Annotated in this window: 23 protein-coding genes and 1 pseudogene; 11 read left to right on the top strand and 13 right to left on the bottom strand. The window is 69.8% G+C overall.

The genetic code is table 11. From position 1 onward, the window contains the following. Positions 1-86, bottom strand: a pseudogene (locus DDF67_RS26420) (hypothetical protein); the annotation flags it as partial. On the opposite strand from DDF67_RS26420, the gene DDF67_RS18110 reads away from it, so the two are divergent. Continuing rightward, on the top strand, positions 49-1,476 hold the full coding sequence (locus DDF67_RS18110) for an ammonium transporter (RefSeq protein WP_408608623.1): 1,428 nt from the start codon (positions 49-51) through the stop codon (positions 1,474-1,476). The pseudogene DDF67_RS26420 and the gene DDF67_RS18110 sit on opposite strands and share 38 nt — an antisense overlap. A gap of 99 nt (positions 1,477-1,575) precedes the next feature. Here DDF67_RS18110 and DDF67_RS18105 read toward each other — a convergent pair whose 3' ends face one another. The 4 genes from DDF67_RS18105 to DDF67_RS18090 all read right to left on the bottom strand — a co-directional run bounded on the left by DDF67_RS18105 (position 1,576) and on the right by DDF67_RS18090 (position 6,851). Next, on the bottom strand, positions 1,576-2,223 hold the full coding sequence (locus DDF67_RS18105; protein WP_109102238.1) for a peptidylprolyl isomerase: 648 nt from the start codon (positions 2,221-2,223) through the stop codon (positions 1,576-1,578). Positions 2,224-2,339: 116 nt separating this feature from the next. Further along, positions 2,340-3,221 carry a 4-(cytidine 5'-diphospho)-2-C-methyl-D-erythritol kinase gene (locus DDF67_RS18100; protein WP_109102237.1) on the bottom strand — a complete coding sequence of 294 codons (882 nt, stop codon included), beginning with the start codon at positions 3,219-3,221 and terminating at the stop codon, positions 2,340-2,342. Between the two features lie 35 nt (positions 3,222-3,256). Beyond that, on the bottom strand, positions 3,257-4,996 hold the full coding sequence (locus DDF67_RS18095; protein ID WP_109102236.1) for a tetratricopeptide repeat protein: 1,740 nt from the start codon (positions 4,994-4,996) through the stop codon (positions 3,257-3,259). A gap of 181 nt (positions 4,997-5,177) precedes the next feature. Beyond that, positions 5,178-6,851: an electron transfer flavoprotein-ubiquinone oxidoreductase gene (locus DDF67_RS18090; RefSeq protein ID WP_109102235.1), complete on the bottom strand. Its 1,674-nt coding sequence runs from the start codon at positions 6,849-6,851 to the stop codon at positions 5,178-5,180. A gap of 166 nt (positions 6,852-7,017) precedes the next feature. Between DDF67_RS18090 and DDF67_RS18085 the strand changes: the two genes are divergently transcribed. Together DDF67_RS18085 and DDF67_RS18080 are read left to right on the top strand one after the other, a co-directional pair. Then, the gene (locus DDF67_RS18085) at positions 7,018-7,839 is read left to right on the top strand and encodes a uracil-DNA glycosylase (protein ID WP_109102234.1); all 822 of its coding nucleotides are present in this window, start codon (positions 7,018-7,020) and stop codon (positions 7,837-7,839) included. Between the two features lie 176 nt (positions 7,840-8,015). Continuing rightward, positions 8,016-9,470: a lytic transglycosylase domain-containing protein gene (locus tag DDF67_RS18080; protein WP_233247693.1), complete on the top strand. Its 1,455-nt coding sequence runs from the start codon at positions 8,016-8,018 to the stop codon at positions 9,468-9,470. Between the two features lie 36 nt (positions 9,471-9,506). On the opposite strand, the gene DDF67_RS18075 is transcribed toward DDF67_RS18080, so the two are convergent. Both DDF67_RS18075 and DDF67_RS18070 read right to left on the bottom strand, forming a co-directional pair. Beyond that, positions 9,507-11,273: a chloride channel protein gene (locus DDF67_RS18075; RefSeq protein WP_109102232.1), complete on the bottom strand. Its 1,767-nt coding sequence runs from the start codon at positions 11,271-11,273 to the stop codon at positions 9,507-9,509. A gap of 162 nt (positions 11,274-11,435) precedes the next feature. Continuing rightward, entirely contained in the window at positions 11,436-11,915 is a 480-nt protein-coding gene (locus DDF67_RS18070) for a glycosyltransferase family protein (RefSeq protein ID WP_109102231.1), read from the bottom strand. 81 nt (positions 11,916-11,996) lie between these two features. Between DDF67_RS18070 and DDF67_RS18065 the strand changes: the two genes are divergently transcribed. The 3 genes from DDF67_RS18065 (at position 11,997) to DDF67_RS18055 (ending at position 14,625) form a co-directional block, all read left to right on the top strand. Beyond that, positions 11,997-13,100: a PA0069 family radical SAM protein gene (locus DDF67_RS18065; protein WP_109102249.1), complete on the top strand. Its 1,104-nt coding sequence runs from the start codon at positions 11,997-11,999 to the stop codon at positions 13,098-13,100. Positions 13,101-13,334: 234 nt separating this feature from the next. Further along, on the top strand, positions 13,335-13,751 hold the full coding sequence (locus DDF67_RS18060) for a GFA family protein (protein ID WP_109102248.1): 417 nt from the start codon (positions 13,335-13,337) through the stop codon (positions 13,749-13,751). A gap of 91 nt (positions 13,752-13,842) precedes the next feature. After that, the gene (locus tag DDF67_RS18055; RefSeq protein ID WP_109102230.1) at positions 13,843-14,625 is read left to right on the top strand and encodes a VOC family protein; all 783 of its coding nucleotides are present in this window, start codon (positions 13,843-13,845) and stop codon (positions 14,623-14,625) included. Between the two features lie 119 nt (positions 14,626-14,744). Here DDF67_RS18055 and DDF67_RS18050 read toward each other — a convergent pair whose 3' ends face one another. Both DDF67_RS18050 and DDF67_RS18045 read right to left on the bottom strand, forming a co-directional pair. Then, positions 14,745-15,872 (bottom strand): class I SAM-dependent methyltransferase, encoded by a 1,128-nt coding sequence (locus DDF67_RS18050; protein WP_109102229.1) that lies wholly within the window; start codon positions 15,870-15,872, stop codon positions 14,745-14,747. 7 nt (positions 15,873-15,879) lie between these two features. Then, positions 15,880-17,109 (bottom strand): class I SAM-dependent RNA methyltransferase, encoded by a 1,230-nt coding sequence (locus DDF67_RS18045; RefSeq protein ID WP_109102228.1) that lies wholly within the window; start codon positions 17,107-17,109, stop codon positions 15,880-15,882. A 273-nt stretch (positions 17,110-17,382) separates the two neighbouring features. Here DDF67_RS18045 and DDF67_RS18040 point away from each other — a divergent pair, with 273 nt between their 5' ends. Then, complete coding sequence (locus DDF67_RS18040; protein WP_109102227.1) at positions 17,383-17,994, top strand: hypothetical protein; 612 nt, start codon at positions 17,383-17,385, stop codon at positions 17,992-17,994. Positions 17,995-18,072: 78 nt separating this feature from the next. Here the strand turns inward: DDF67_RS18040 and DDF67_RS18035 are convergent, their stop codons facing one another. The 3 genes from DDF67_RS18035 to DDF67_RS18025 are packed head-to-tail and all read right to left on the bottom strand — an operon-like array spanning position 18,073 to position 21,108. Next, positions 18,073-19,695: a hypothetical protein gene (locus DDF67_RS18035; RefSeq protein WP_146198053.1), complete on the bottom strand. Its 1,623-nt coding sequence runs from the start codon at positions 19,693-19,695 to the stop codon at positions 18,073-18,075. Between the two features lie 51 nt (positions 19,696-19,746). After that, complete coding sequence (locus DDF67_RS18030) at positions 19,747-20,439, bottom strand: isochorismatase family protein (protein WP_199229270.1); 693 nt, start codon at positions 20,437-20,439, stop codon at positions 19,747-19,749. A 12-nt stretch (positions 20,440-20,451) separates the two neighbouring features. Further along, entirely contained in the window at positions 20,452-21,108 is a 657-nt protein-coding gene (locus tag DDF67_RS18025) for a hypothetical protein (protein WP_109102225.1), read from the bottom strand. A 182-nt stretch (positions 21,109-21,290) separates the two neighbouring features. On the opposite strand from DDF67_RS18025, the gene DDF67_RS18020 reads away from it, so the two are divergent. After that, entirely contained in the window at positions 21,291-21,884 is a 594-nt protein-coding gene (locus DDF67_RS18020) for a CAP domain-containing protein (protein WP_109102224.1), read from the top strand. Here the strand turns inward: DDF67_RS18020 and DDF67_RS18015 are convergent. Next, positions 21,881-23,119 carry a CaiB/BaiF CoA transferase family protein gene (locus tag DDF67_RS18015; RefSeq protein WP_233247692.1) on the bottom strand — a complete coding sequence of 413 codons (1,239 nt, stop codon included), beginning with the start codon at positions 23,117-23,119 and terminating at the stop codon, positions 21,881-21,883. The two genes, DDF67_RS18020 and DDF67_RS18015, sit on opposite strands and share 4 nt — an antisense overlap. Positions 23,120-23,209: 90 nt before the next feature. Between DDF67_RS18015 and DDF67_RS18010 the strand changes: the two genes are divergently transcribed. The 3 genes from DDF67_RS18010 to DDF67_RS18000 all read left to right on the top strand — a co-directional run bounded on the left by DDF67_RS18010 (position 23,210) and on the right by DDF67_RS18000 (position 26,171). Beyond that, the gene (locus DDF67_RS18010) at positions 23,210-24,496 is read left to right on the top strand and encodes an MFS transporter (RefSeq protein WP_109102222.1); all 1,287 of its coding nucleotides are present in this window, start codon (positions 23,210-23,212) and stop codon (positions 24,494-24,496) included. Positions 24,497-24,591: 95 nt separating this feature from the next. After that, positions 24,592-25,818, top strand: coding sequence for a class I SAM-dependent methyltransferase (locus tag DDF67_RS18005; RefSeq protein ID WP_109102221.1), 1,227 nt, complete (start codon positions 24,592-24,594; stop codon positions 25,816-25,818). Then, positions 25,815-26,171, top strand: coding sequence for a hypothetical protein (locus tag DDF67_RS18000; RefSeq protein ID WP_109102220.1), 357 nt, complete (start codon positions 25,815-25,817; stop codon positions 26,169-26,171). Before DDF67_RS18005 ends, DDF67_RS18000 begins: the two co-directional genes overlap by 4 nt. The last annotated feature ends 19 nt before the right edge of the window (positions 26,172-26,190 follow it).

Here is a 26,190-nt window from a genome sequence, read left to right as displayed (position 1 = left end):
TCCTTGCCGCCGACGCCGTCGAGGACGCGGGCGATCAGGGCCGTGCCATTGACGTCTTCCGGACCGGAGGCCGCGCCCGCGCCTGCCGCCGCGGCTCCGGCCGCTGCTCCCGCCGAAGCCGCCGCTCCCGCCATCGTCGACAAGCAGGACAAGGGCGACAACGCCTGGATGCTGACCTCGACCCTGCTGGTCCTGCTGATGATCCTGCCGGGCCTGGCCCTGTTCTATGGCGGCCTGGTCCGCTCCAAGAACATGCTGTCGGTCATGATGCAGGTCTCGACCGTCGCGCTGATCAGCTTCGTCACCTGGGTGCTGTGGGGCTACAGCCTCGCCTTCACCGACGGCGGCAGCTGGGACAGCTTCGTCGGCGGCCTGGGTCGCCTGTTCCTGAAGGACGTGACCACCTCGACGAACGCCGCGACCTTCTCGACCGGCGTCGTGATCCCGGAACTGACCTTCGTGGCCTTCCAGTCGACCTTCGCCGCCATCACCGCGGCCCTGGTGGTCGGCTCGCTGGTCGAGCGCATGAAGTTCGCCGCCATCGTCGCCTTCGCCTTCCTGTGGCCGCTGCTGTCCTACTATCCGATGGCCCACATGGTCTGGTGGTGGCCGGGCCCTGACGCCATCGCCCTGAACCCGACCGCGCCCGTCAAGGCCGGCCTGATCTGGAGCTTCGGCGCCCTCGACTTCGCCGGCGGCACCGTGGTGCACATCAACGCCGGTATCGCCGCCCTGGTCGGCGCCATCATCCTCGGCAAGCGCCAAGGCTACGGCAAGGAGCCGATGCCCCCGCACTCGCTGACCCTGACCCTCGTGGGCGCCGGCCTACTGTGGGTGGGCTGGTTCGGTTTCAACGCCGGCTCCAACCTCGAATCCAACGCCTACGCCTCGCTGGCCATGGTCAACACCTTCGTGGCCACCGCCGCCGCCGGCCTGTCGTGGATCCTGGTCGAGTGGGTCACCCGCAAGAAGCCGTCGGCCCTGGGCCTGGCTTCGGGCATCGTGGCCGGCCTCGTGGCCATCACCCCGGCCGCCGGCTTCTCGGGCCCGATGGGCGCGGTGATCCTGGGCCTGGTGGTCTCGCCGATCTGCATCGTCTTCTGCTCGACCATCAAGAACGCGCTGAAGTACGACGACAGCCTGGACGCCTTCGGCATCCACGGGATCGGCGGCATCGTCGGCGCCATCGGCACCGGCCTGGTCGTCAACCCCGCCTGGGGCGGCGCCGGCGTCGTCGACTACACCTCGTGCGCCAAGGACGGCGACATCTCGACCTGCGACACGGCCACCTACGACCTGGTCACCCAGGTGATCGCCCAGCTGAAGGGCGTGGGCGTCACGATCATCTGGTCGGCCATCGCTTCGGCCATCGTCTTCTTCATCATCAAGCTGGTGATCGGCCTGCGCGCCTCGCCTGACGCCGAAGAAGAAGGCCTGGACATCTCCGAGCACGGGGAACGCGCCTACCACAGCTGAGCCTTCGGGCTCGGCCGGTAGACGGTCCGAAAAGAAGGGCGCGGAAGCTTCGGCCTCCGCGCCCTTTTCTTTGTACGGTCAGTGCGTGATCCTCGCCCGCTACGGAACCCGCCTTGCCGAGATGATCTTCAGCGGCGGGTCGATGATCTGGCCCTTCATCACCGGGTTGATCGCCTTGCCGGGGGTCGGCAGGGCCAGGATCTTCTGGGCCACGTCCATGCCCTCCACCACCGTGCCGAAAGCCGCAAAGCCCTGGTTGTCGCCGGCCGCCTCGGGATTGGCGTCCAGCCCCGGGGCGTCGCCGATCAGGATGAAGAAGTCCGAGGTCGCCGTGCCCGGCGCATTGCGGGCGATCGAGACCGCGCCCGACACGTGCCTGAGGCCGGTCTTGGTGGTCGGTTCGTGGGCGATCGGCGGCAGCACGCGCTTGGGATCGCCCTGCACCCCGCCCTGGATCAGGCCGTACTCCGGCGCGCCCGGCGCGCGCGAGGCCCGGAAGAACGTCGCGCCATCATAGCGCTTCTGGTCGACATAGCGCAGGAAGTTGGCCGTGGTGATCGGCGCTTCCTTGGTGTGCAGCGCGATGACGATCCTGCCCAGCGGCGTCTCGACGGCGACGCGGACCGGGGGCTTGGGCGCAGGCTGCGGCGGCGCGGCGGGCTGGGCCGCGGGAGCCGCTTCCTGGGCGTGCGCCGAAGTGGCGGCGGCCGCTGCGGCTGCGGCGGCGAGGAACAGGCGACGGTCCATATGATGCTCCTTGGCTCGGTCTGGATGTTGGCCCGAAATCCTTGCCATTCGACAAGAGCGGTTGTTCAGGTCCTGCGTCCTTCGAGGCCCGCCTCGCGGGCGCCTCAGGATAACGCCTAGAACGGCCCGCCCAGGCGGCAGCGACGCACCCACCAGTCGGGCCGCATGGTCTCGACGCGCTCGGCCAGGCCCTCGGCCTCGATGTCGCCGGCGCAAAGCGCGAAACAGGTCGCGCCCGAGCCCGACATTCGCGCCAGCAGCGCCTCGGGCTCGCCCGCCAGCAGCTCCAGCACCTGCCCGATGCGCGGCTCCAGCGCCACGGCCGGCGCCTGCAGGTCGTTGCGGGTGACCGCCGCCAGCCAGGCGCAGACCTCCTCGACGCTCTCGAAGGCCTCGGGCGTCGGCGGCGGCGCCTCGCCGCGCGGATCGACGGCGGCGTCATAGGCGCGATAGACCGCGCCGGTCGGCGACGGAACCAACGGGTTGACCAGCACCGCGTGCAACTGCGGCAGCACGGGAGCCGGCGAAAGCCGCTCTCCCCTGCCCTGCGCCATCACCGGCGCGCCCCACAGACACGGCACGCCGTCGGCGCCCAGCGCCCCGGCCACGGCTTCCAGCTCGGCGTCGGACAGCTCATAGCCCAGCGCCTCGCGCAGCAGCCGCAAGGTCGCGCCCGCGTCACTGGAGCCCCCGCCCAGGCCCGCCGCGATCGGCAGCGCCTTGTCGAGGATCAGCCGCACCGGCGGCGCAGGGCCGCCCATGGCCGCGTGCAGGCCCTTGGCCGCACGGACCACCAAGTTGCCGTCGTCGATGGGAATATCGCCGCCGAAACGGCCGGTGGTCTCGAAGCTCGGCGCGTCGGCCGGCTGGATCGAGACGGTGTCGCCCACATCGGCGAACACCATCAGGCTCGACAGCGGATGATAGCCCTCGGCGTCGGGACCGCCGACATGCAGAAACAGGTTGACCTTGGCCGGGGCGAAGGCGGAACGGCGCATCGAAGGAATACCTGGAAAGCTTGAGCGGCCTAGACCTACAGCGCGTTGGCGCCGTTGGCCACGGCCGGCGCCTTGGCGGGGCCCTTGGAACCCAGGCCGTCCTTCAGCTTGGCCTCGGCGGCGGCCTTCTGCTCGTCGGTCGGCTCGAGGCTCAGCACCCGGCGCCACTGGAACTGGGCCTCGGTCTTGCGGCCCAGGCGCCAGTAGACGTCGCCAAGGTGATCGTTGATGTCCGGGTCGCCAGGCTCGAACTCGATGGCCTGCTCCAGCATCTCGACCGCGGCCTTGTCGTCGCCAAGGCGGTGATAGGCCCAACCTAGCGAGTCGAGCATGGCCCCCGACTGGGGATTGGCCTTCACGGCCTTCTGCACCATGGCCAGGGCTTCGGGCAGGCGCTCGTTGCGGTCGATCCAGGAGTAGCCGAGATAGTTCAGCAGCTCGGGCTCGTTCGGATTGAGGTCCAGCGCCTGCTGCAGGTCGCGCTCGGCGTCGGGCCAGCGACCGGCGCGCTCCAGCGACACGCCTCGCATGTAGAGCAGACGCCAGTCAGGCTTGTCCTTCTCGGCGGCGATCAGCGGGTCGATCACGGCCACGGCGTCGGCCCAACGGTCGTTGGCGCGCAGCAGGTCGGCATAGACGAGCTGCGCCGAGCGGCCGGCCTCGGGCGCCTTGGCGGCGGCTTCGGCCACGGCGATGGCCTCGTCCTTGTCGCCGGCGTTCTGCAGCGTCCAGGCGATCTTGCCCTGGGCCGAGGCGTAGCGGGCCGAGCCGGTCGGTATCTTGGCGTAGGCCGCCCGGGCGCCCTCGACGTCGCCGCCCTGGTCGAGCAGGTCGCCGACCATCAGCAGCGCGTCCTCGCGCTTGGGATCAAGGTGCAGGGCCAGGCGCAGGTAGGCCAGGGCGAACTGGCTCTGGCGCTCGCTGGTGAACACCGCCGCGCAGGCGACCAGGGCGTTGGCCGCGCCCTGGCGGCCGGTGACCAGCGCCGGCGGGCTCTTGCGGGCGACGGCGCGCGCTCGCGCGTCCTGCAGGGCCAGGTCGTTGGGACTCTCGGCCAGGATGGAATCGTAGAGGGCGACGGCCTCGTCGCGACGCTTGCGGCGCTCCAGGAACGCCCCGTAGTCGAGGGCGAACATCGGCCGGACGGCCGCGACCTCCATCAGCGCCTTGTAGTCGGCTTCGGCCTCGGCGGGCTTGCCGGCCCGTTCCAGGATCTCGGCGCGGCCAAGCTGTCCGAAATACTGCACCAGGCGGTCGTTGCGCAGCTCGGGCAGGGTCTGGGCCTTGGCCGCGTCGCCGGCGGCCTGGGCGACCCACGGCGTCAGCAGGGCCACGGCCGGGCGGTGCGGAAAGCCCAGGGCCGGATCGGCCAGCAGGGCTTGGGCGTCCTTGGCCTTGCCGCGCGCCAGGGCGTCGACGGCCACGGTCAGCATGCCCAGGCGGCGCACGCCCTCGGTCCCCCCCTCGGCGCGCGGCGCCAGTTCGGCGGCGCGAGCGACCTCGCCGGCCAGCAGCGAGGCGGTGAAGGCCCGCTCGCCCAGCAGGCCCGGGTCCTCGCCCAGATTGCGGGCCGCCTGGAAGTAGGCGGCGGCCTGTTCGCTGCGTCCATCCTCAAGCGCGGCCTGGCCGGCGAGAAACTGGCCGTAGGCCGAGCGGCCGTTCCACGGCGAAGTGCTCCAGCCTTCCTGCGCCCCGCGCAGCGCGGGTTCGGATGTGGCGCAGGCGGCCAGCACGGCGGTGGAGGCCAGGGACAGGAGGACTCGGAGACGCATCATGCCGCCACCCTCTTAGGTTTCAGGGTTTCGGGCAAGTTCAGATCCTCCCCCCGAAGGGGGAGGTGTCGGCGAAGCCGACGGAGGGGGACGTGACTGCTGAAGAAACACCCTCCCGAAGGCCGAAGGAACTTCCCCCTCCGGCCCTCCGGGCCACCTCCCCCTTCAGGGGGAGGATCTCCGCTTACATGTTCGGATAGTTCGGGCCGCCGCCGCCTTCGGGCGTGGTCCAGACGATGTTCTGCGACGGATCCTTGATGTCGCAGGTTTTGCAGTGGACGCAGTTCTGGGCGTTGATCTGGAACTTCGGATTGGCCCCCTGCTCGTCGTACAGCACCTCGTAGACGCCGGCCGGGCAGTAGAGGCGCGCCGGTTCGCCATACTTGGGCAGGTTGACGTCGATCGGAACGCTCGGGTCCTTCAGCTTCAGGTGCGCCGGCTGGTCTTCCTCGTGGTTGGTGGCCGACAGGAAGACGCTCGACAGCTTGTCGAAGCTGATCACGCCGTCGGGCTTGGGATAGACGATCGGCTTGTAGTCCTTGGCCAGGCCCGTAGAGGCCGCGTCGGTCTTGTCATGCTTCAGCGTGCCGAAGAACGAGAAGCCGCCGAAGAGGTGCGCGCACCACATGTCGAACATGCCGGCCGCGCCGCCGAGCGCGGTGCCCAGCTTGCCTAGCAGCGGCTTGGCGTTGCGGACGACCTTCAGCTCCTTGGCGACCCAGGACGTCTCGAAGGCGGCCTCGTACTCGACCAGCGCGTCGCCCTCGCGGCCGGCGGCGATGGCCTTGAAGGCCTCCTCGGCGGCCAGCATGCCGGTCTTCATGGCATTGTGGCTGCCCTTGATGCGCGGCACGTTCACGAAGCCGGCCGAGCAGCCGATCAGCACGCCGCCGGGGAACGACAGCTTCGGGATCGACTGGTAGCCGCCCTCGGTGATGGCCCGCGCGCCATAGGCGATGCGTTTCCCACCTTCCAGATACGGACGCACAGAGGGGTGCTGCTTGAAGCGCTGGAACTCGTCGAAGGGCGACAGCCAGGGGTTCTTGTAGTTCAGGTGCACCACGTAGCCGATGGACACGTAGTTGTCCCCGAAGTGGTACATGAAGCTGCCGCCGCCCGTCTGGTTGTCCAGCGGCCAGCCGGTGGTGTGCTGGGCCAGGCCCGGCTGGTGCTTGTCGGCCGGGATCTGCCACAGCTCCTTGAGGCCGATGCCGTACTTCTGCGGCGACTTGCCGGCGTCGAGCTCGAACTTGGCGATCAGCTGCTTGGCCAGCGAGCCGCGCACGCCCTCGGCGATGAACACGTACTTGCCGTGCAGCTCCATGCCCGGCTGGTAGTCGGGCTTCTCATGGCCGTCCTTGGCGATGCCGACGACGCCGACAACCACCCCCTTCAGCGAGCCGTCCTCGCGCCAGACCATGTCCGAGGCGGCGAAGCCCGGATAGATCTCGACGCCCAGCTCCTCGGCCTGGGCCGCCAGCCAGCGGGTGACGTTGCCCAGCGAGGCGATGTAGCAGCCGTGGTTGTGCATGAACGGCGGCATGGCGAACATCGGCAGGCCAAGCTCGCCCTGCGGACCCAGCAGCAGGAACTTGTCCTTGGTGACCGGCGTCTCGAGCGGCGCGCCCTTTTCCTTCCAGTCGGGGATCAGCTCGTTCAGCGCCTTGGGATCGATGACCGCGCCCGAAAGAATATGAGCGCCGACCTCCGAGCCCTTCTCGACCAGGGCCACGCTGACTTCGGTTCCGGCCTTTTCGGCCATCTGCTTGAGACGGATGGCCGCCGACAGACCCGCCGGGCCGCCCCCGACGATGACGACGTCGTATTCCATCGACTCGCGTTCGAGGACTTCGCTCATGGCTTCTCCCGCCCCAGGCTCTGCGCGGAGCCTGCCTTCTTCCTGTTTGAGTCGGACTTTATCCGAACGTGACGCCACGGCGGTCAAGGAAAACCCTAGAGTTTTTGTTGCACCGCAGCGCGGACATTCCGGTGACGCAGATCATTATACTCGCTAGAGAAACCCCATGAGCCTCGCCGTCGATCCGCGCGCCGTCGAAAGCCTGCTGGCCTTCTGGGCCGATGCGGGCGTCGAGGCCTGCTACGCCGACGAGCCGATCGACCGCCTGGCCGAGGGCGCGGCCCTGCTTAGGGCCCGCAGCCAGCCCCAGCCGGTGGTGGTCGCAGCTCCCTCTCCCCGTCCCGGCGCGTTCGGCGGCGTCGACATCGGCGCGGCCGCCGCCCAGGCCAGGGAACTGGCCGCCGCCTGCAACGACCTCGAAAGCTTGGCCGCCGCCATCGCCGCCTTCGACGGCTGCCCGCTCAAGACGCAAGGCGCCAAGCAGGCGGTGTTCTCGCGCGGTCCGGGCGATGCGCCGGTGATGGTCATCGGCGAAGGCCCCGGCGCCGAGGAAGACGCGCGCGGCGAGCCTTTCGTGGGCCGCGCCGGCCAGCTTCTGGACCGCATGCTCAAGGCCGCCGGCCTGCAGGAGCGCGCCTTCATCACCAACACCGTCTTCTGGCGCCCGCCGGGCAATCGCACGCCCACGCCCCAGGAACAGGCCGTCTGCGCCCCGTTCGTCGAGCGAGCCATCATGCTCATCAAGCCGAAGCTGATCCTGCTGGTCGGCGGCGCCTCGGCAAAGAGCATGTTGAAGCGCGAGGAAGGCATTCTTTCGCTGCGCGGACGCTGGTTCGAATGGCGCTCGGAGGACGGCGCGATCGAGGTTCCGGCCTTGCCCAGCCTGCATCCGGCGTTCCTGCTGCGCCAGCCGGCGGCCAAGAAGAAGGCCTGGCAGGACCTCTTGATGCTGGCCGAAAGGCTTGATCGACCCGAACGCCCCCATTAAACAAGCCGCTGACCAGTCGGAACGGGGACGCGCGCCGCCTTTTCAAAGGCTTGCGCGGATACGATTTGCAGCTTTTCGCTCGCCCTCTGGCCGTTGTTTCGGCCCTCGCGCTTTGCCTGAACCTCGCTGCGCCCGCAGCAAGGGCCGCGGGGCTTGAACCGCTGTCCGACAGCGACATGCGCTACTATCAGGCCGCCTTCGGAGCCGCCGAGCGCGGCGATTTCGACGCCGCCGAAGCCGCCTTCGCCAATACCCGCAACCGCAGCCTGATCGGCAAGCTGTCGCTGGTGCGCCTGATGCACCCGACGGCCTACACCGCCAGCTACGACGACCTTACCGGCTGGCTGAAGCTCTATGGCGACGAGGCCGGCGCCGATCGCGTCTACGCCCTGGCCATGAAGCGCAAGCCGGCGCGCGTGGCCGCGCCCAAGGCTCCCGAACTGTTCGTCGACGTCGCCCAGGGCGGCCGTTCGGCAGGCCCCGCCGACAAGGGCCGCGCCGCTCGCGAAGCCTATTATTCCGGCGACGTGAAGGGCGCGCTGAAGCTGGCCAAGGCCTCGGGCGAGCGCTGGATCGCGGGCCTGGCCTCGTTCCGCCTCGAATCCTACACCGAGGCCCGCGGCTATTTCGAACAGGTCGCCCACGACCAGAGCCAGGACGACTGGCTGCGCGCCGCCGGCGCCTTCTGGGCCGCCCGCTCGGCCGGCATGGCCGGCGACAACGACGGCGTCCGCGCGCTGCTGGGCCAGGCCGCCCAGGCCCCGCAGACCTTCTACGGCATGATCGCCGCCCGCCAGCTGTCGATGGCGGGCCTCGCCGTCGCCAACGATCCGGACGATCCGATCGCCGCCCTGATCACCCGCGTCTCCTACAGCGGTCCCGACCCTGCCTCGCTGAACAAGCTGCTGGCCGGCGACATCCGCGCCCGCCGCGCCGCCTCGCTGGCGCAGCTTGGCCGCTGGAACGAGGCCGGCGCGGAACTGCGGGCCGGCCTCTCCCTGGCCGCCGACGACAAGGCCCGCGCCGACTGGAGCGCCCTGACCCTGGCGCTCAACGCCCGCGCCCCGTTCAACGCCGGCCGCCCGGTCAAGAAGATCGGCGGCGAGGACTACCCCCTGCCCGAGCTGGAGCCCAAGGGCGGCTTCACGCTCAATAAGGCCCTGGTCTACGCCCTGGTGCGCCAGGAAAGCCGCTTCGACCCGATGGCCGTTTCCGGCGCCGGGGCCGTGGGCCTGATGCAACTGATGCCCGTCGCCGCCGCCCGCGCCGCCGGCGACGACAAGCTGCTGGCCGACAACACCCCGCTGTTCGACCCGGCCTTCAACCTGCGTGTCGGCCAGGACTACTTCACCTGGCTGATGGACCGTGGCCTGCAGAGCCCCGACCTGCTGCGCGCGGTGGCCGCCTACAACGGCGGTCCGGGCACGCTGCTGAAGGTGCAGCAGCAGTTGGGCGCCGACTGCGACAGCCTGCTACTGATCGAAAGCCTGCCGGCGCTCGAGACCCGCAACTACGTCGAGAAGGTCATGGCCTCGTACTGGACCTACCGCCGCCTGCTGGGCGCGGAAACCCGTACGCTGGACGCCGTGGCCAGCGGGGCCAAGGTCATCGACTTCCGGCTGGACCTGTAAGCTAAAACCTCCCCTGCAGGGGGAGGGTCACGAAACCTACCCCGCCTCGCCTGTCAGCTCGCGCCGCGCCTTCTCCAGCTCTTCGGCATAACGCCGCGTGGCGTAGGCCTCGGACAGCACGCCCAGCACGTTGCGCTTGTCGTCGATCACGGCCAGTTCGTCGGTCTCGCTGCGGTCGAAGGCGCGCATGACGTCCTTGATGCTCTGCTCGGGCTTCAGCGCCGCATCCGCATTGATCGCCAGCCCTGCCACCGGCCGCTCTCCGTCGCCCCCCTCGGCATAGGCCTTGGCGGTCGGGATCACGCCCGCATAGAGCCCCGCCCCGTCGACCATGATCACCCGCTTGGTAGAGCCCAGCGGGAACCGGCGTCGGAATTCGGCCAGGGTCGTCTCGGCCGGCACGGTCTGGACGTCCTTGCGCATCATACGCCCCGCGCTCAGCGGCCGCATCCACGAGACGTCGTGGGCGCTGCGGATGGTTTCGCCGCGCAGGTGCAGCCGCCAGGTCGAGAACGAATAGCCGAAGGTCTCGCGCACCATGGCGCTGGCGATCATCGAGGCCACCAGGGCCGCGGCCGCCACGGTGAAGTCGCCGGTCGCCTCCAGGACCAGGAACGACATGGTGAAGGGCCCGCCGACCACGGCCACGCCCAGGGCGGCCATGCCGACCAGGGCCGCCACGGTCGGATCCAGGCTGGGCGCCCACGGGATCAGCAGCGACAGGGCCGAGAACACCTGACCCAGCAGCGCCCCCAGGAACAGCGAGGCGAAGAACAGGCCGCCCCGGAAGCCGAAGCTCAGCGAAATGACCGAGGCCAGGGCCTTCATCGCCAGCAGCAGCAGGAGCAGCTTCAGCGGCAGCTCGGCCGTCAGGTTGATGTGCAGGGCCCCGTGACCGGCCGACAGGGTCTGGGGCGTGATCAGCGCCAGCGCCGCCAGGCCCATGCCGCCGATCGCCGGACGCAGCCAGCGCGGGATCGGCGAGCGCGTCACCAGCCGCTCGGCGTTGGCCACCAGCCGCATCAGGCCGATGCCGACGATCGCGCAGGCCAGGCCTACCAGGGCGTAGAGGCCGTAGTCGGTCCAGGACTGCACGGCCTGGGTGTCGGTCTTCAGCAGGTAGGGGATCGCGCCCATCTTGCTGGCCACCAGCACTGCGGCCAGGGCGGCGGCCACGACAGGCGCCAGGTTGGCGACGGTATAGGCCCCGATGACGATCTCGAAGGCGTAGAAGGCGCCCGTCAGCGGCGCGCCGAAGGCGGCGGCGATGGCCGCCCCGGCCCCGGCCCCGACCAGGGTGCGCATGTCGGCCCGGCGCAGGTTCAGCCGCTGGCCGGCGAACGAGGCCGCTGCTGCTCCGGCCTGAGCGTAGGCGGCCTCAAGCCCGACCGAGGCCCCCACCCCGTTCGACAGCATGGTCTGGCCGCAGATGAAGGCGCTGTCCTTCATCGAAAGCCGCCCGCCGTGCAGGGCGTTGGCCTCCACGGGGTCGACGGCCGGGCGCGGGCGGTACTTCATCCAGGCCCAGGTGACGCCGCCCAGCAGCAGCCCGCCGGCCGGAATGGCCAGCAGCCGCCAGGGCGCGACATGGGTCTGGGCGCTCAGGCGCTCGTTGATGTCGATCTCGAACAGCAGCATCTGCAGGCCGTGGGCGACCTGGGCCTGCACGACCGCGAAGGTCCCGGCGGCGACACCGATCAGCGTCGCCACGGCGATCAGCCACAGCTCGCTCGACCGGATCCGGCGCCGCAGCCAGCCGACCCACTTCACGGATGCGGCGGCGGAGGCATGGGCGAACGACATGGGTTCTCGATAACGCGGGGCGACGGGCGCTTACAACCCCAAGCCCCCTTCAGTCGACTACGCCGACAGCTCCCCCAGGGGGAGAGCATCTTGTTGGCGCAGGCCTCGCCAGATCCTCCTCCTCTTAGGGGAGGTGGCCCGGAGGACCGGAGGGGGCCTGCGCTAGAGCCTTACGTTCCGCGCCTTAAGCCGCGCCGCCAGCGCCTTTTCCGGCGTACTCCCCGCAAACCCGCCCGTCGCCGCATAGTCCAGCCGCCGCGCCAGCAGCCCCAAGGGGGCCGCGTTCAGCCTCGCCAGCCAGCCGCCCGGGGCCAGCAGCAGCGCCGCAGCCCCCGCCCCGCCGGCCAGATGCGCCTCGACCGGCCCGCGCCAGGTTTCCGGCAGGCCGCGCGTCGGATCCAGCGTCAGGATCCAGTCGCCCCGCGCGACCTTCGCCCCGGCGGCCAGCAGCGCCCCGCGATCGCCGGCGGTAATCACGAACCGCGCGCCGCTGTCTTCGATCAGGGCCTCCAGCCCAGGCTCGGAGGCGCCGGCGATCACCACCTCCTTGACGAGCCCGTCGACGGCGGCCGGCACCAGCTGGGCCAGGAGCTGGGCGAGCGCATGCGCGGGCGCGACGGCGGGAAGGATCACCGAGATCATGCCTCGCCTTTGGAGCCTCGTCGCCGCACTCGTCAAGCATCGTTCTTGTTATGTTCTGGATGTGGGCGTAGGATGCCCTGCATGCAGACGCGCCGCTCCTTCACCGACACCGCCTACAAGCAGGGAACCGCCGCCCGCGGCCGCGGCGCGCGCAGCAACGAGACCGGCCGCTACGAAAGCCTGACCTCCGAACCCTTCAACGACGGCTGGACCGAGGACGACAACGCCGCTCGCGTGCTGACCACCAGCGTGCTGGCCATGAAGTCCAAGACGGTCATCGCCCGCAACAAGAGCCCCGACGTCGGTTTCGACCGCTCGATCAACCCCTATCGCGGCTGCGAGCATGGCTGCATCTACTGCTACGCCCGCCCTGCGCACGCCTATCTCGGCCTCTCCCCCGGCCTCGACTTCGAGAGCAAGCTGTTCTTCAAGCCCGAAGCCGGCAAGCTGCTGGATCGCGAACTGTCCAAGCCCTCCTACAAGGCAGGCAGCGTCCACATCGGCGGCGACACCGATCCTTACCAGCCGCAGGAGCGCTCCCTGCGCGTTACGCGCGGCGTGCTGGAGACGCTGAGCCGCTTTCGCCACCCGTTCTCGATCATCACCAAGTCGGCCCTGATCACCCGCGACCTCGACATTCTGGGCGAGATGGGACGGGCGGGCCTGGCGCGCGCGGCCGTGTCGATCACCACGCTGGACCGCAAGCTGGCCCGCAGCATGGAGCCGCGCGCGGCGACGCCCGAGCGGCGTCTCGACGCCGTGCGCCAGCTCTCCGAAGCCGGCGTGCCGACCATCGTCATGTTCGCCCCGGCCATCCCCTCGCTGAACGACCACGAGATGGAGGCGGTGCTGGAGCGCGCCAAGGCGGCCGGGGCGGTCGCCGCCGGCTATGTCGCCATCCGCCTGCCGATGGAGATCCATGGCCTGTTCGAGCAGTGGCTGGCCTCCGACCATCCCGACCGCGCCAAGCGGGTTATGTCGCTGGTGCGCCAGATGCGCGGCGGGGCGGCCTATGACAGCGAGTTCGGCAAGCGCATGACCGGCGAGGGCCCGGTGGCCGAGGTGTTGAACCAGCGCTTCCACGCCGCCCTGAGGCGTTTCGAGCTCGACAGGCCCCTGCCCCGCCTGGACGTCACCCAGTTCCGCGTTCCGCCCAAGACGGGCGATCAGTTGAGCTTGTTCTAGTCGCGTAGCCATGCCCCGTCTCGTCATCCCGGAAAGCCCGCAGGGCTTATCCGGGACCCCGGGATCGCCGCATTGCGTCGGCCGCAGCCGAGGCGGCGGGTTCTAGCGCTGAGCCCAGTCTACTGGGTCCCGGGTCTGCGGCGGGCGCCGCGCCTCCGCCCGGGATGACGACGCTGGGACGGACAGAGCTCTCCCCGCTTGCGCCTGTCACAGGAAGGTCCATCAATGCCGCCCATGACGACGGAACGCCGTTACGCCGGAGGATGCCTGTGCGGCGCCGTGCGCTGGAGCGCCACGGGCGAGCCCCTGTACCAGGGCTATTGCTGCTGCGCCGACTGCCGCAAGGCCTCGGGTTCGGGCTTCGTGCCGTTCATGGGCTTTGCGGCCTCCGCGGTGACCATCACCGGCGAAACCCTGAAGGTCCGCTCGCCGGCCTTCCGGGGCGGCGAAGCCCTGCGCAACGCCTGCCCCGGCTGCGGCGGCCTCGTCTTCGGCGGCGAGGTCGGGGTCGACGACAGTCATACGATCTATGCCGGTTCGCTGGACGACGCCTCGTTGTTCGCCCCCACCATGGCCCTCTTCCTGCGCGACAAGCCCAACTGGGTGGTGCTGCCGGAGGGCCTGGCCGCCTTCGAGACCATGCCCGACTAGAAATCCGCGCGCCGAATGTCGGGCCGCCCCCCTGCCGTTCGTCCTTGCGCACAACACGGCCCGAGCCGGGCCGGAAGAAAGGGAGAGAGCAATGTCGGAAACCAACGGACGGTTCGGCTGGTACGAACTGATGACCACCGACGTGGACGCCGCATGCGCCTTCTACGCCAAGGTCGTGGGCTGGACGCCGACGGATTCCGGCATGCCCGGCCCGACCCCGTACATGATCCTCAATGTCGGCGAGGCCGGGGTCGGCGGCGTCTTCACGCCCGAAGGCGGCTGCCCGGAAGGCGCCCGTCCCGGCTGGATCGGCTACATCTTCGTCGACGACGTCGACGCCTATGTCGGCAAGGTGGTCGAGGCCGGCAGCTCGGTGTTCATGCCCGCCGACGACATTCCGGGCGTTGGCCGCTTCTCGGTCGTCGCCGACCCGTACGGCGCGGTCTTCACCCTGTTCAAGCCGTTCCCCCGCGACGAGATTCCGCCGCAGCCCGCCGACGGCGCGCCCGGCACGTTCGGCTGGCGCGAGCTGATGGCCGGCGACCTGGAGGGGGCGTTTTCCTTCTATTCCAAGCTGTTCGGCTGGGTGAAGACGCAGGCCATCGACATGGGCCCGATGGGAACCTACCAGCTCTTCGCCTACGAGGCCGGCGGCCCCGACATCGGCGGCATGATGACCCGCCTTCCCGACATGCCGGTCTCGTTCTGGAACTACTACGCCCAGGTCGACAGCGCCTCGGCCGCCCGCGACCGCGCCCTCGCGGCCGGCGCCACGACCATGATGGACGTCCACCAGGTGCCCGGCGGCAGCTGGATCTACATGGGCCAGGATCCGCAAGGGGCCGGGTTCGCGGTGGTCAGTCAGGCGCAATAAGATCCTCCCCCTGAAGGGGAAGGTGGCCCGAAGGGCCGGAGGGGGAAGCTTTTGCTGAGTTCAGGGCGCTCCAACGCCGCGATCCCTTCCCCCTCAGTCGCTTCGCGACAGCTCCCCCTTCAGGGGGAGCATTGCTGAGCCTTCTCCAGCAGCAGCGCCTTGGTCAGGAACGCCTTGTCGCGCCCGATCACCCGCAGGCCCACAGCCGCAAACAGCGCCTCCAGGTCCTCCGCGGCATAGCTGCCGTAGAACGGCTCGTGGAAATAGGCCGGAAACGCCTCCAGCATTCGCGCCAGATGCGGCTCGTCGGACGGCTGGACGGAGTCGGCGAACGCCAGCACGCCGCCGGGTTTCAGCACCCGGACCAGCTCGGCCGCGACGATGGGCCGGACGCGCGGCGGCAGTTCGTGGAACAGGTAGACGCAGGTCACGGCGTCCAGGCTGCCGTCGGCCACCGGCAGGCGTTCGGCGTTGGCCTGCACCATGCCCCGCCCCGACCGCGTGCGCGCCTCGATCAGATAGGCCGGCGACAGGTCGACGCCCGCCAGGGCCGCTCGCGGGAAGGTCTCAGCCAAGTCCCGCAGGAAGGCGCCTGAGCCGCAAGCCACGTCGATGGCGGCCAGTGCGCGCTGATCCCTCCCCCGCCAGTGTTTCGCAAGCAGCGACAGGGCCCGTCGGCGCATCGCCCCGGCCGCGCCCGAGAACAGCGCCTCGACCTGGGCGTCGTAGCGACGGGCGCTGTCGGCGGTGAACCAGCCGCCGGTCTGATAGTGGAAGTTCTGCCGATAATAGGCCGGATAGCCCTGGCTTTTCGGATCGTCGCGCACCTCGACGCCGTCGCCCCGGCGACGCCGACCGTCGACTTCCCGGGCGTCGGCCAGGAAGTCCCAGGCCTTGAGGATCGAGGCGGCCGGATGGCTGGGCGCGTCCTCCATCGGCGGATAGAGGCCGGCGGCGACGTCGCCCGCGTCCTTCTCGAAGGCCGAAAGATAGGCGCGGCGCAGGCGGGCCTGCGAAACCGGCGGGGCGTCGGAGGAAAAGCGCGGCGCGGCCTTGCCCTCGGTCGGGCGGGTCATGAACTTGGCCAGGCCCCCAGCGGCGGTCCACCAGGCCGCCTTGGCCGCGGCCTTGCCCCGCTGGGCGGCGGCGTCGAGCGCGAACGCCCCACGACCGCCTCCCCGGTCCGTTCTTGGCCGGTCCGTTCCTGGCCGGTCCGTTCCTAGCCGTTCACCACCGCTGTGGCCCATCCTCGCCTCATCGCGAAAACACCCCGACCAGCTCAATATGCGGCGACCAGAGGAACTGGTCCACCGGCAGCACCTTCTCCAGCTTGAAACCGGCGTCGATCAGCAGGCCGGCGTCGCGGGCGAAGGTGGTCGGGTTGCACGATATTCCGACCACGCGCGAGACCTTCGACTTGGCGATCTCGACGGTCTGCTCCAGCGCCCCGGCCCTCGGCGGATCGAAGACAACAGCGTCCATCTTGTCCAATTCGGTCGACAGCACCGGGCGGCGGGTCAGGTCGCGGGCCTCGGCGACGATCGCCTTCAGCCCCGGGGCCGAACCGACGGCGGCCTTCAGGGCGGCGATGGCCGGCTCGGAGAAGTCGGCGGCGTAGACCGCCGAGTTCTGGGCCAGGCGGAAGCTGAAGGTGCCCACGCCGCTGAAGAGGTCCGCGACCCGGCCGGCGCCGGCAAGGTGGGCCAGGGCGAAGTCGGCCATGGCCTGTTCGGCCGCCGGCACCGCCTGCAGGAACGAGCCGGCCGGCAGCGGCACGATGGCCGGGCCCAGCTTCACCAGCGGCTGGCGGGCCATGTACAGCGTCTCGCCGGCCAGGGTGACGCGGGCGAAGTCGAACTCGCCGGCGGTCATCGCTGCCTGCACCCGGGCGTCGGCCGACAGCCCGCCGCTCTTGCGCTCCACCCCGGTGACGTCGATGTCCAGGCCCGTACCGGTCAGGGTGACGTGCAGGGTCGGGGCCGACTTCGGATGCTCCAGGAACGGCTGGGCCAGGCGCGCCAGGCCCGGCAGGGCCGCGACGATCTTCGGATGGGCGACCGGGCACTCCTCGATCTTCACCAGGTTCCAGGAACGGCGTTCCTTGAAGCCCAGTCGCACCCCGCCCTTGCCGCCGCGCGCGTGCAGCGCCACCCGGCGGCGCGAGGCCGGCGGCGAGGCGAAGGTCGGCAGAATCTCCACCTCGATGCGTTCACGCCTGAGCTGCAAACGCACCTGCTCGCGCTTCCAGTCGAGATAGGGCGCGATGTCCCAATGCTGCAGGGCGCAGCCGCCGCAATGGCCGAAGTGCCTGCACGGCGGCGCGACCCGATCGGGGCTGGCCTCCAGGACATCGACCAGCTCTCCGCGCTGGCCCTCCATGCGGGCGGTGATCCGCTCGCCCGGCAGGGTCAGGGGCACGAAGGCCGGGCCGGCGGCGACGCCGTCACCCTGGCCGCCGACGGCGTCGATTTTCAGTTCACGCATTCAAAAGTCGCCTTCGGGAACCTGCACTGGTTCCGATCCGTTCAAGCCTCGCCGCGAGCGTGGCCCCATTTTCGCCTCGTCAGCGCCCAGTTCGACGCCGAAGAAGCCAGTTCGAGCGCGTCATACCCCATTCAACGCCCTCATGCGTGGATGATCTGGTGCGTGAACGAAGATGAACGGTCCGGTCAACGGCCGTTCAGGTACGGCTTGGCATGGTGCGGACAACGGACGGTCCCCCGATCGTCACGCCCGCTTTCAGGGAGAGTTTTCCAGATGATGATCCGGACCGCCATCAGCGCCCTCGTCGCCGGCGCGGCCCTCGTCGGCGCCGCGGCTCCGACCGTCGCCTCCGCCCAGGGCTATGGCTACGGCTCTGGCGCCTATCAGGGCGGGGCCTACGACCGTAACGGCTATTACTACGATCCCTGCCGTCGCAGCACGACCAACCGCACCACGGGCGGCGGCCTGGCCGGCGCCGGCATCGGCGCGGCCATCGGCGGCAGCGTCGCGGGTCGCGGCGCCAAGACCGAAGGCGCAGTGCTGGGCGGCCTGCTCGGCGCGGTCGTCGGCGGCAACATCGGCCGCAGCTCGGCCGCCTGCGCCCCGGGCGCGGTTCCCCCGCCGCCTCCCCCTCCGCCGCGCGCCTACAACGACTATGACCGCGGCTACGACAACGGCGGCTATGACGACGCCTATTACGATCGTCGCGGCGGAAACGGCTACACCTATGAGTCGGAACGCTCCTACCGCGTGACCGAAGGCCGCGCCGACGCCAACGGCTGCACCCTGGCCGAAAGCCCGATCTACCTGCCCGACGGCCGCACCCAGAAGCGCTTCGTCCGCGTCTGCCCCGACGCCTCGGGCCGCTACCAGGTCGTCGACTAGATCTCTCCGGGCGGATTTCCTTCCCGGAATTCCACACACAAAGGCCGCCAGCTCTCTGAGCCGGCGGCTTTTTCTTGCCTATCGCCCGACCGGTGGCCAGGACACGGGGATCATGACCGCCCGTCCAGCCGTGGGCTCGCCGATCGAGGTCAGTAAGGCCGGAACGAAGTAGAGCGAACGCTGCAGCAGAGCCCCGGCCAGCTTCAGGTTGGGCGCGGCGTCCGGTTTCACGGACGCAGGATCGGTAATCTCCTCGGGCCTGCCGTTCACCCTCGCAATTGCCCGACACTGTTCGAGCAGACGAGTCGCCGCCACCTTGCAGTACATCGTCGCTTCGGCCGGCTCCAAAGAGCCATAGGCCCGCTCCAGATCCTTGATGGCCGGCGTCATGGCCCACCGCATTTGGCTGAGGGGCACCAGCACCGGGTCGATCTGGCCGCCTTGTGGCGTCCAGGCGATGCGCGAGACCACCCGGCGGCCCAAGGTGTCGTCGCCGCTCACGGACTTGGCCGGCCGGTACTCGTCCATCAACGCAAGGTGCGCCGCGGCCAGGGCCTTGTCGGCCCATTCAGCCGCCTTGCAGTCCTGCAGGCGATAACCTTTGCCCACGATGCAGTAGACGAAGGTGTACTCATTGCGCCCTGCCTGCACCGTTCCCGGCGGCAGCGCCTTCGCCAGCGTCTTTTCCGAGGGCGTGCGCGACCAAAGCATCTGCGTCGCCTCGATCGTCTTCTGCCGGCGCGCCACGAAGGTCAGATCCTCATTCGGCGCGGCGGCGTAGGCCAGGAGTTCCGAGGTCGAGGCCAGGGTGCGCTTGGGCTGGACCTCGCCGCAGGCCGTCGAGAGCAGCGCCGCCTGGGCCGGAGTTTCAGGAGCGACCGGTCCGGACTCCACCCCCGCGCCCATGGCAGTGGTCGTTCGCGGCCAGAAGCTGGTCGCCGCAAAGCCGATCTTGCGCGCGGCGCAGTCGGCTCGGAATGCACGGACCAGATAGCCCTGCTGTCCCTCGTCCTGACCTGCGCCCGACAGCCACATCGAACGGCCGGCGACGGCGCCGCCATCGCGCACGAGACCTCCGGTCATCAGGAAGACGCTCAAGCGGCCGCTTTCCCAGACCAGCTGCTGGGGTCCCAACTCGTTCTTGGGCGAAGGCGCATTTTCCCAGGCCGGCGCCCGCGGGATCATCAGGGGCGGAGGCGGCGCATTCGGATCCGGCGGCGGCGCATAGCCCAGTCGCCGAGCAGCGTCGGCCGCCACGGCCTCAAGGTCAGGCAAGGCGCCGGCCGCGCCATGCCCGCAGGCGAAGGCCCTCAGGTCGCCCGGTCCGCGCTGAGCGTAGAAGCGTGGCGTGGACCATGGCTCGGAAGCCCCGCCGAACGCCTCTCCCAGCTTGTAGGAGCCAGCCCATTGTTCGCGGCCGACCCCGGTCTCACAATCGAGACGGACGCGCAAGACGCGAAGCCTGGGCGTTCCCCCCCTGGTCCAGCTGCCAAGGGTTACGACCTCGACCTGGCGCTCGCCGTCCGGCGCGGACGTGGGCGCCGACCAGTAGCTGGCCGTTTCGGAACGCTCGCCCAGGCGCCACCAGACCAGCGGATCACCCGCCTCGGCGCGAGCGCCTTCGACGGCGGTCCATCCCGCCAGGGCCGGCGAGCCCATCAAACCGCCGATCAACACACCCGCCGCCAGAACTCGCAGCATGCCTTCCCCCAAACACTAAGCCGGTGAGGCTTAAGGCCACCGGCGATAGGGTCAAGCCTTGGCTTTCAACCATTCAGCGACTTCCTCAACGTCCACCACGTCCGCGTACTTCAACTGCAAATCCGTCAGGTTGGCGAAGTGGTAGCTCTCGTGCTTGTCGGCCACGCACTGCTCGGGAACGATGGTGCGGTAGCCGCGGGACAGGCTTTCGACCGCGCTGGCGCGCACGCAGCCGCTGGTCGAGCCCCCGGTGAGGATCACGGTGTCGACCTTGTGCCAGACCAGATAGCTCTGCAGCGGGCTCTCGAAGAAGGCGCTGGGCATGCGCTTGTCGAAAACCAGGTCCACGGCCTGATCGATCTCGACGCGCGGATCGAAGGTGTGGCGTTCGCTGTCCTGCTTGATGTTCTGCAGGCTGTCGGGCGTGTCGGTGCGCGTGCCCCAGACGCCGGCGTCGCCGCCGTCGGGCTTGTACATCACCCGCGTCCAGATCACCGGCATGCCGCGCGCCCGAGCCAGGGCCGAGATGCGGTTCACATGGGCGATCTGGTCGGGATCAGTGACGTAGGCGCTCTTGGGGAACAGGTCGGGCCGCGTATAGGCCTGCTGGAAGTCGATATTGACCACCGCCGCCTTGCTCCCGAAGCCGAAGCGGGCCCGTGCCGGATTGGCCTTCACGGCCTCATAGAGCTCTCGCGCGGTCTTGTCTTCGCGCACCATGGTCGGTTCGAAACGCAGGGTCATGGCGGGGCTCCTTCAGGTCGGGGTCCACAGGCCGAGCAGGCCGGCGAGGATCAGCAGGATCCAGAGGCTGACGACGACGGGGCGGCTCCTGGACAGCACGTCGGCGATGATCGCGTCGCCCTCCGGCGTGGGGCCCGTGGTCATCATGGCCACGACGGGCGGCCCCAGCGGCGCCAGCAGCTTGCGGATGAACAGGCCGCAGCCGATGGCCACGGCCAGGATCAGCATCTTCAGGGCCAGGAACAGCGGAGCGGTCGCAAGACCCAGGAGGCTGGCTGCGCCGAACCCTGCCAGGGCGACCAGGACGCCCCAGCGGATGGCGATATCGATGCGGCGCACACCGGCCTTGGGCGGGCTGTGATGGATGTGGATGGCCCACGCCATGACCAGCCAGAACAGGCACAGCGCCCAGACGGCGGCCACGCCCTCCGGCGCGACGTCCCACCACCCCTTAAGCTTGGCCAGGGTCAGGCCCGTGGGCAGGGCCAGGATCAGGCAGGTGCGCGGGGCCATGTCGATGTCCGCCAGCACCTTCAGCGCAAGCCCCCGCTCCTTGACCGTGCGGGCCGGGTCGGCGGCGTAGCGCGAGGTGTAGAAGGCTCCCAGGTCCCCGCCCAGCCAATAGACGAAGACCAGCACGTGCAGCAGCGTGATCAGGGCGAGAAGCATCGCGGAATCCGGCGGTTGTCAGGCCGTCTTGATGCCGCCTGGAAAGGCGCCTTGGCGGATCCTCGCTGGTTTCCTCGCCTCGCGGATAGCAGGTCCCGGGGGTGCGGCGTTCGGGCGCCATGCGAATCCGAGAAAGCGTGCTAAGGCACGCACCGAGGGGCTTTCCGTTCTTGTAGGTTCGTATGCGTTCTTACCGTCGCGCAGGCCTGGCGTTCGCCGGATTGCTGCTGCTCGCCCTTCCTCAAGTCGCCGCCGCCCAGACCCTGGAGGAAGCGGTCCTCGACGAGATCAACTACGTGCGCACCAATCCCCAGGCCTATGCCGAGGAGCTGCGCCGGTCAGACCCGCTCTACGGTGAAGACACCGCAGCCCTGCACGAGGCGGTCGCCGAACTGCAGCGCCAGCGCCCCCTGCCGCCGCTCGGCGCCGACGGCCGCATCGACGACGCCGCCCGCGACCACGCCAGCGCGCAAGGCTCGCGCGGCTCGGTCGGCCACGGCGCGACCGGGAGCCTTGGCCAGCGGCTGCGCAAGTATGGCGTCCATGCCGGCATGTCGGCCGAGAACATTTCCTACGGCTACGAGGATCCGCGTGATGTGGTCCGCCAGCTCGTGGTCGACAGCCGCGTGCCCGGCCGCGGCCACCGCCGCAACATCCTGTCGACCGGCTACAATGCCGCCGGCGTCGCCTGCGGCGGCCACCGCTCGTACGGCTCCATGTGCGTCATCGACTTCGCCGGCGGCATGCCCGAAGGCGTGGCGCGGGCGGCGCGCTAAATCACGCCATCCTCCGCAAGCGCGGCGATCTCGGCTTCGCTCTTGCCCATCGCCGCCAGCACCGCCGCCGTATCCGCCCCCAGCGCCGGAGGCGGGCGCTCCACGATCACCGGGGTCCTGGAGGCGCGGATCGGCGAGGCCACCGTGCGGATCGGGGCGGCGAGATCCCCGCGTACCTGCTCGACCACCAGGCCGCGATGCACCGCCTGCGGCTCCTCGAACACCTGGTCGATCATGTTGATCGGCCCGCACGGCACGCCGACGGCTTCCAGAAGGGCGATCCAGGCCCTGGTCTCCCGGCGCGCCAGGATCGGGGCCATGACCTGCGCCAGCTCGCCCCGCGCCGCCACCCGCAGCGCGTTGGTCGCAAAGCGCGGGTCCTCGGCCAGCTCCGGAGCATCGGCCGCATGGGCGAAGGCGCGGAACTGGCCGTCATTGCCGATCGCCAGCACCATCGCCCCGTCGGCCGTGGCGAACACCTGGTAGGGTGCAAGGTTGGGGTGGGCGTTGCCCAGGCGCCCGGGCGCTTTGCCGGTCGCGAAATAGTTGCTGGCCTGGTTGGCGAGCACGGCCGCCTGCACGTCGAACAGGGCGATGTCCATGTGCTGGCCCTCGCCCGTCGCACGGGCGTGCAGCAGGCCGCACAGGATGGCGTTGGCCGCATAGAGGCCGGTGAACAGGTCGACGACCGCCACCCCAACCTTCATCGGCTCGGCGCCCGGCGCGCCGTCCGGCTGGCCGGTGATCGACATCAGCCCGCCCATGCCCTGGATCATGTAGTCGTAGCCGGCCCGCGCGGCGTAGGGGCCGGTCTGCCCAAACCCCGTGATCGAGCAGTAGACCATCCGCCGATTGATCGCCGCCAGGCTCTCGTAGTCGAGCCCGTACTTGGCCAGCCCGCCGACCTTGAAGTTCTCGACGACCACGTCGGCCTCCGCCGCCATCTGGCGTATCAGCTCGGCCCCGCGTGGGTCGGCCATGTCGATGGTCACCGAGCGCTTGTTGCGGTTGGCGCAGGTGAAATAGGCCGCATCGCCGCGCTCCCCGTCCCTCGTCTCGAAGAACGGGGGCCCCCAGGCCCGGGTGTCGTCGCCGACGCCGGGCCGCTCGACCTTGACCACCTCGGCGCCCATGTCGGCCAGGGCCTGGGTCGCCCACGGACCAGCCAGCACGCGGGAAAGATCGAGCACCTTGACCCCCGAGAGGGCGGCGCCGGGCCTGACGTCTGATCGCAAGGCGACTGCTCCGGATATTCCTGTTGCGGACGACATCCATCGCCCCAGGCTGCCTCGCCTACCGATGTGATCGCGGCGGGGCAAACGGCGATGGCGAAACTATCCGAAAACCAGGCAGGCGAATTCCGCCGCGGCTGGCCGCTGCTGCTCAGCGTCGTGCTGGGCGTGGGCCTGGGGCTCTCGCCCCTGCCCTTCTACAGCATCGGCATGCTGGCCCCGCAGCTGGCCAAGGAGTTCGGCTGGAGCTTCGCCTCGATCATGCTGGGCCTGCCGGTGGCCACGGTGGCCGTCATGATCGCCGGCCCGCTCGTCGGCTGGCTGGGCGACAGGATCGGCGTGCGGCCCGTGGCCATCACCTCGCTGGTTCTGTTCGCCTTCGCCTTCATGGGCTTTGCGCTGACCAACGGCGCCCTGCCGCTGTTCTATCTGAACTGGGCGATCATGGGGGCGGTCGGCGCCGGCACCCTGCCCACCACCTGGACCCGGGCGGTCAACAACGGCTTCGAGAAGAACAAGGGTCTGGCTCTGGGCGTCGCCTTGATGGGCACCGGCGTGTTCGGCTTTCTGATCAAGCCGTTCCTGATGTGGATGATCGAGGCCCACGGCTGGCGTGCGGCCTATCTGGTCACCGGCGCCCTGCCCCTGGCCATCGCCCTGCCCGTGGCGCTGCTGGCCTTCAAGGATCCCGGCGCTCGCCGTGTCCATACCGAGACCGAGCCCCTGCCGGGCCTGACGCTGGCCCAAGCCCTGCGCAATCCGAAGTTCTGGCTGATCGCCAGCGGCTTCCTGCTGTTCTCCTTCGCCATCGCAGGCCCTCTGCCCAACCTCGAGAACCTGCTGAAGCTGAAGGGCTTCAGCAAGGCCGAGATCGTCAGCCTGGCGCCCGTGGTCGGCCTGTCGGTGATCGTCGGACGCGTGGCCGGCGGCTATCTGGTCGACCGCTTCTGGGCGCCGGCCGTGGCGCTGGTGCTGCTGTGCCTGCCGGCGCTGGGCTGCCTGATCCTGCACGGCCAGGCCCCCGGCTTCACCGGCGCCCTCCTTGCCATCGCCCTGGTCGGCATGGCGGCGGGCATGGAGTTCGACCTGCTGGCCTTCCTGATCGCCCGCTATTTCGGGGCGCGGTCCTATTCGACCCTCTATGGCTGCCTCTACCTGTCCTACGCCGCCGGCTCGGGCCTGGGCCCTGTGGCGTTCGGGGCGGATTTCGACGCCACCGGCGGCTACCAGCTCTCGCTGCTGATCGCCACGGGCCTGCTGGTGGTCGGCGGTCTCGTCCTGTTGCCGCTGGGCCGCTACCGCTTCGCCTCCGAGCACGTCGTCGAGGAGCAGCGCATCGAGGCCGCCGCCGGCGAGCGCGCGGCCGTTCCCGGCGCCTGACTTCCCAGATTCCTGACAGGCGGATTTTCGCGCCGTCGCGCGCCCGCCGCCCGCCGGTCGGGCGCAAGCTCCCGCCAAGTCAGTAGGAGTGCGCCATGACCGGTCGCGTCAACGAGGGGCCGATCCAGGCCTATGACGGCCCGCCCGACTATCGCAAGGTCGGCCGCCATGGGGTGTTCCCCGACATGTCGCATGACGAGGTCGAGCGGCTGAACGTCCTGGCCCAGCTCAACCGCCACCTCTCCACCCGCCTCATCCCCGGCGTGAAGCAAGCCTGGGAAACCCGCGCCCTGCCGGCCTTCGAGAAGGCCAACGATCGCGCGCCTGGGGATCGCCACGAGGTCCGCAAGGCCCTGCTGAAGGATCCCGCCTTCCAGACTTGGTCGGCCCTTCGCCGCCTGACCATGGAGCAGCGCCAGCAGGCCGGCCGCTGGACCACCCTGCGTCAGGCCGAGGAGCTGGCCGCCAAGGCCGCCGCACTGAACGCCGGCCACGACCGGCTGGAGCTTGACCCTGACCTGAAGATCCCGCGCTATGTGAGCGCCGTCGACCATCACTGCATGCCCGGCAGCTATCACGTCGAGCGCTTCGAAGGCGACGTGTCGGGCGGCGCCAACTACGACCACGGCGGCTTCGCCACCACCGGGGGGCTGCTCGGCCGCTTCTCCGACGGCGGCGGCCAGGCCGTGGTGCGCTGGGTGCAGCGCCGGCTTCCCGACTTCAAGCCGCGCCGCATCCTCGACATCGGCGCCACGGTCGGCCACAGCGCGCTGCCGATCGCCCAGGCCTTTCCTGACGCCGAGGTCGTCGCCATCGACGTCGGCGGGCCGATGCTGCGCTACGCCGCCGCCCGCGCCGCTTCGCTGGGGGTGGAGAACATCCGCTTCGTCCAGGCCGACGGCGCCGACCTGTCGCGCTTCGAGAACGAGAGCTTCGACTGGGTGCAGACCACGATGTTCCTGCACGAGCTGTCGCTGACCTCGATGAAGGCCATTTTCGCCGAGAGCCGCCGCGTCCTGGCGCCCGGCGGCGTCGTGCTGCACGTCGAGCAACCGCAATACGCGCCGACCATGCCGCTGTTCGAGCAGGCCATGCGCGACTGGGACGCCTTCTACAATAACGAGCCCTTCTGGAGCACGCTGCACGAGATCGACCTGGACGCCCGCATGGTCGAGGCCGGCTTTGCGGCAGGCGAGCTGATCCATGACGGCGTCACCGCCGTGGTCGACCGCGAGGTCTTCCCCGACGCCGCCGACGACGACAGCGAAGACTATGGCCGCAAGGCCGCCTGGCGCGTGATCGGAGCGCGAAAGTCACGATGAGCATCGCAGACGCCCTGGCCGACGCCGGCGCCAAGCCCGCCGGCAAGCGCCCCTATTTCTTCGCCAATCCGGAAGTCGAGCGCGTGCTGGCCATCACCATGGCCGTGGTCCAGGAGCTGGCCGTCGCCCGCGCCCGGCTCGACACGCTGGAGCGCGTGCTGGAATCCCGCGGCAGCCTCGATCGCACCGAGATCGAGCGCTTCGAGCCGTCGGCCGAGGCCGCCGCCGAGCGCGGCCTGTGGCTGCAGGAATACCTTTCCCGCGTGCTGCGCATCGTCCAGCAGGAGGCCGAAGCCGCGACCGCCACGGGCGACGTCGCTTCGGAAGACGTCGCCGTCGAACTGCGCGACTGAAGCCCTTACGATTTCAAGG

The organism is Caulobacter endophyticus (assembly GCF_003116815.1).
Lineage (GTDB): Bacteria > Pseudomonadota > Alphaproteobacteria > Caulobacterales > Caulobacteraceae > Caulobacter > Caulobacter endophyticus.
Note: the sequence above shows the minus strand (reverse complement) of the source record. Positions and strands in the feature narration are given on the sequence as shown.

Coding starts and splice junctions, on each gene's coding strand:
- DDF67_RS18105 (WP_109102238.1), bottom strand. CDS start 2,223: ATGGACCGTCGCCTGTTCCTCGCCGCCGCAGCCGCAGCGGCCGCCGCC.
- DDF67_RS18100 (WP_109102237.1), bottom strand. CDS start 3,221: ATGCGCCGTTCCGCCTTCGCCCCGGCCAAGGTCAACCTGTTTCTGCAT.
- DDF67_RS18095 (WP_109102236.1), bottom strand. CDS start 4,996: ATGATGCGTCTCCGAGTCCTCCTGTCCCTGGCCTCCACCGCCGTGCTG.
- DDF67_RS18090 (WP_109102235.1), bottom strand. CDS start 6,851: ATGAGCGAAGTCCTCGAACGCGAGTCGATGGAATACGACGTCGTCATC.
- DDF67_RS18085 (WP_109102234.1), top strand. CDS start 7,018: ATGAGCCTCGCCGTCGATCCGCGCGCCGTCGAAAGCCTGCTGGCCTTC.
- DDF67_RS18080 (WP_233247693.1), top strand. CDS start 8,016: ATGCGCTACTATCAGGCCGCCTTCGGAGCCGCCGAGCGCGGCGATTTC.
- DDF67_RS18075 (WP_109102232.1), bottom strand. CDS start 11,273: ATGTCGTTCGCCCATGCCTCCGCCGCCGCATCCGTGAAGTGGGTCGGC.
- DDF67_RS18070 (WP_109102231.1), bottom strand. CDS start 11,915: ATGATCTCGGTGATCCTTCCCGCCGTCGCGCCCGCGCATGCGCTCGCC.
- DDF67_RS18065 (WP_109102249.1), top strand. CDS start 11,997: ATGCAGACGCGCCGCTCCTTCACCGACACCGCCTACAAGCAGGGAACC.
- DDF67_RS18060 (WP_109102248.1), top strand. CDS start 13,335: ATGACGACGGAACGCCGTTACGCCGGAGGATGCCTGTGCGGCGCCGTG.
- DDF67_RS18055 (WP_109102230.1), top strand. CDS start 13,843: ATGTCGGAAACCAACGGACGGTTCGGCTGGTACGAACTGATGACCACC.
- DDF67_RS18050 (WP_109102229.1), bottom strand. CDS start 15,872: ATGGGCCACAGCGGTGGTGAACGGCTAGGAACGGACCGGCCAGGAACG.
- DDF67_RS18045 (WP_109102228.1), bottom strand. CDS start 17,109: ATGCGTGAACTGAAAATCGACGCCGTCGGCGGCCAGGGTGACGGCGTC.
- DDF67_RS18040 (WP_109102227.1), top strand. CDS start 17,383: ATGATGATCCGGACCGCCATCAGCGCCCTCGTCGCCGGCGCGGCCCTC.
- DDF67_RS18035 (WP_146198053.1), bottom strand. CDS start 19,695: ATGCTGCGAGTTCTGGCGGCGGGTGTGTTGATCGGCGGTTTGATGGGC.
- DDF67_RS18030 (WP_199229270.1), bottom strand. CDS start 20,439: ATGACCCTGCGTTTCGAACCGACCATGGTGCGCGAAGACAAGACCGCG.
- DDF67_RS18025 (WP_109102225.1), bottom strand. CDS start 21,108: ATGCTTCTCGCCCTGATCACGCTGCTGCACGTGCTGGTCTTCGTCTAT.
- DDF67_RS18020 (WP_109102224.1), top strand. CDS start 21,291: ATGCGTTCTTACCGTCGCGCAGGCCTGGCGTTCGCCGGATTGCTGCTG.
- DDF67_RS18010 (WP_109102222.1), top strand. CDS start 23,210: ATGGCGAAACTATCCGAAAACCAGGCAGGCGAATTCCGCCGCGGCTGG.
- DDF67_RS18005 (WP_109102221.1), top strand. CDS start 24,592: ATGACCGGTCGCGTCAACGAGGGGCCGATCCAGGCCTATGACGGCCCG.
- DDF67_RS18000 (WP_109102220.1), top strand. CDS start 25,815: ATGAGCATCGCAGACGCCCTGGCCGACGCCGGCGCCAAGCCCGCCGGC.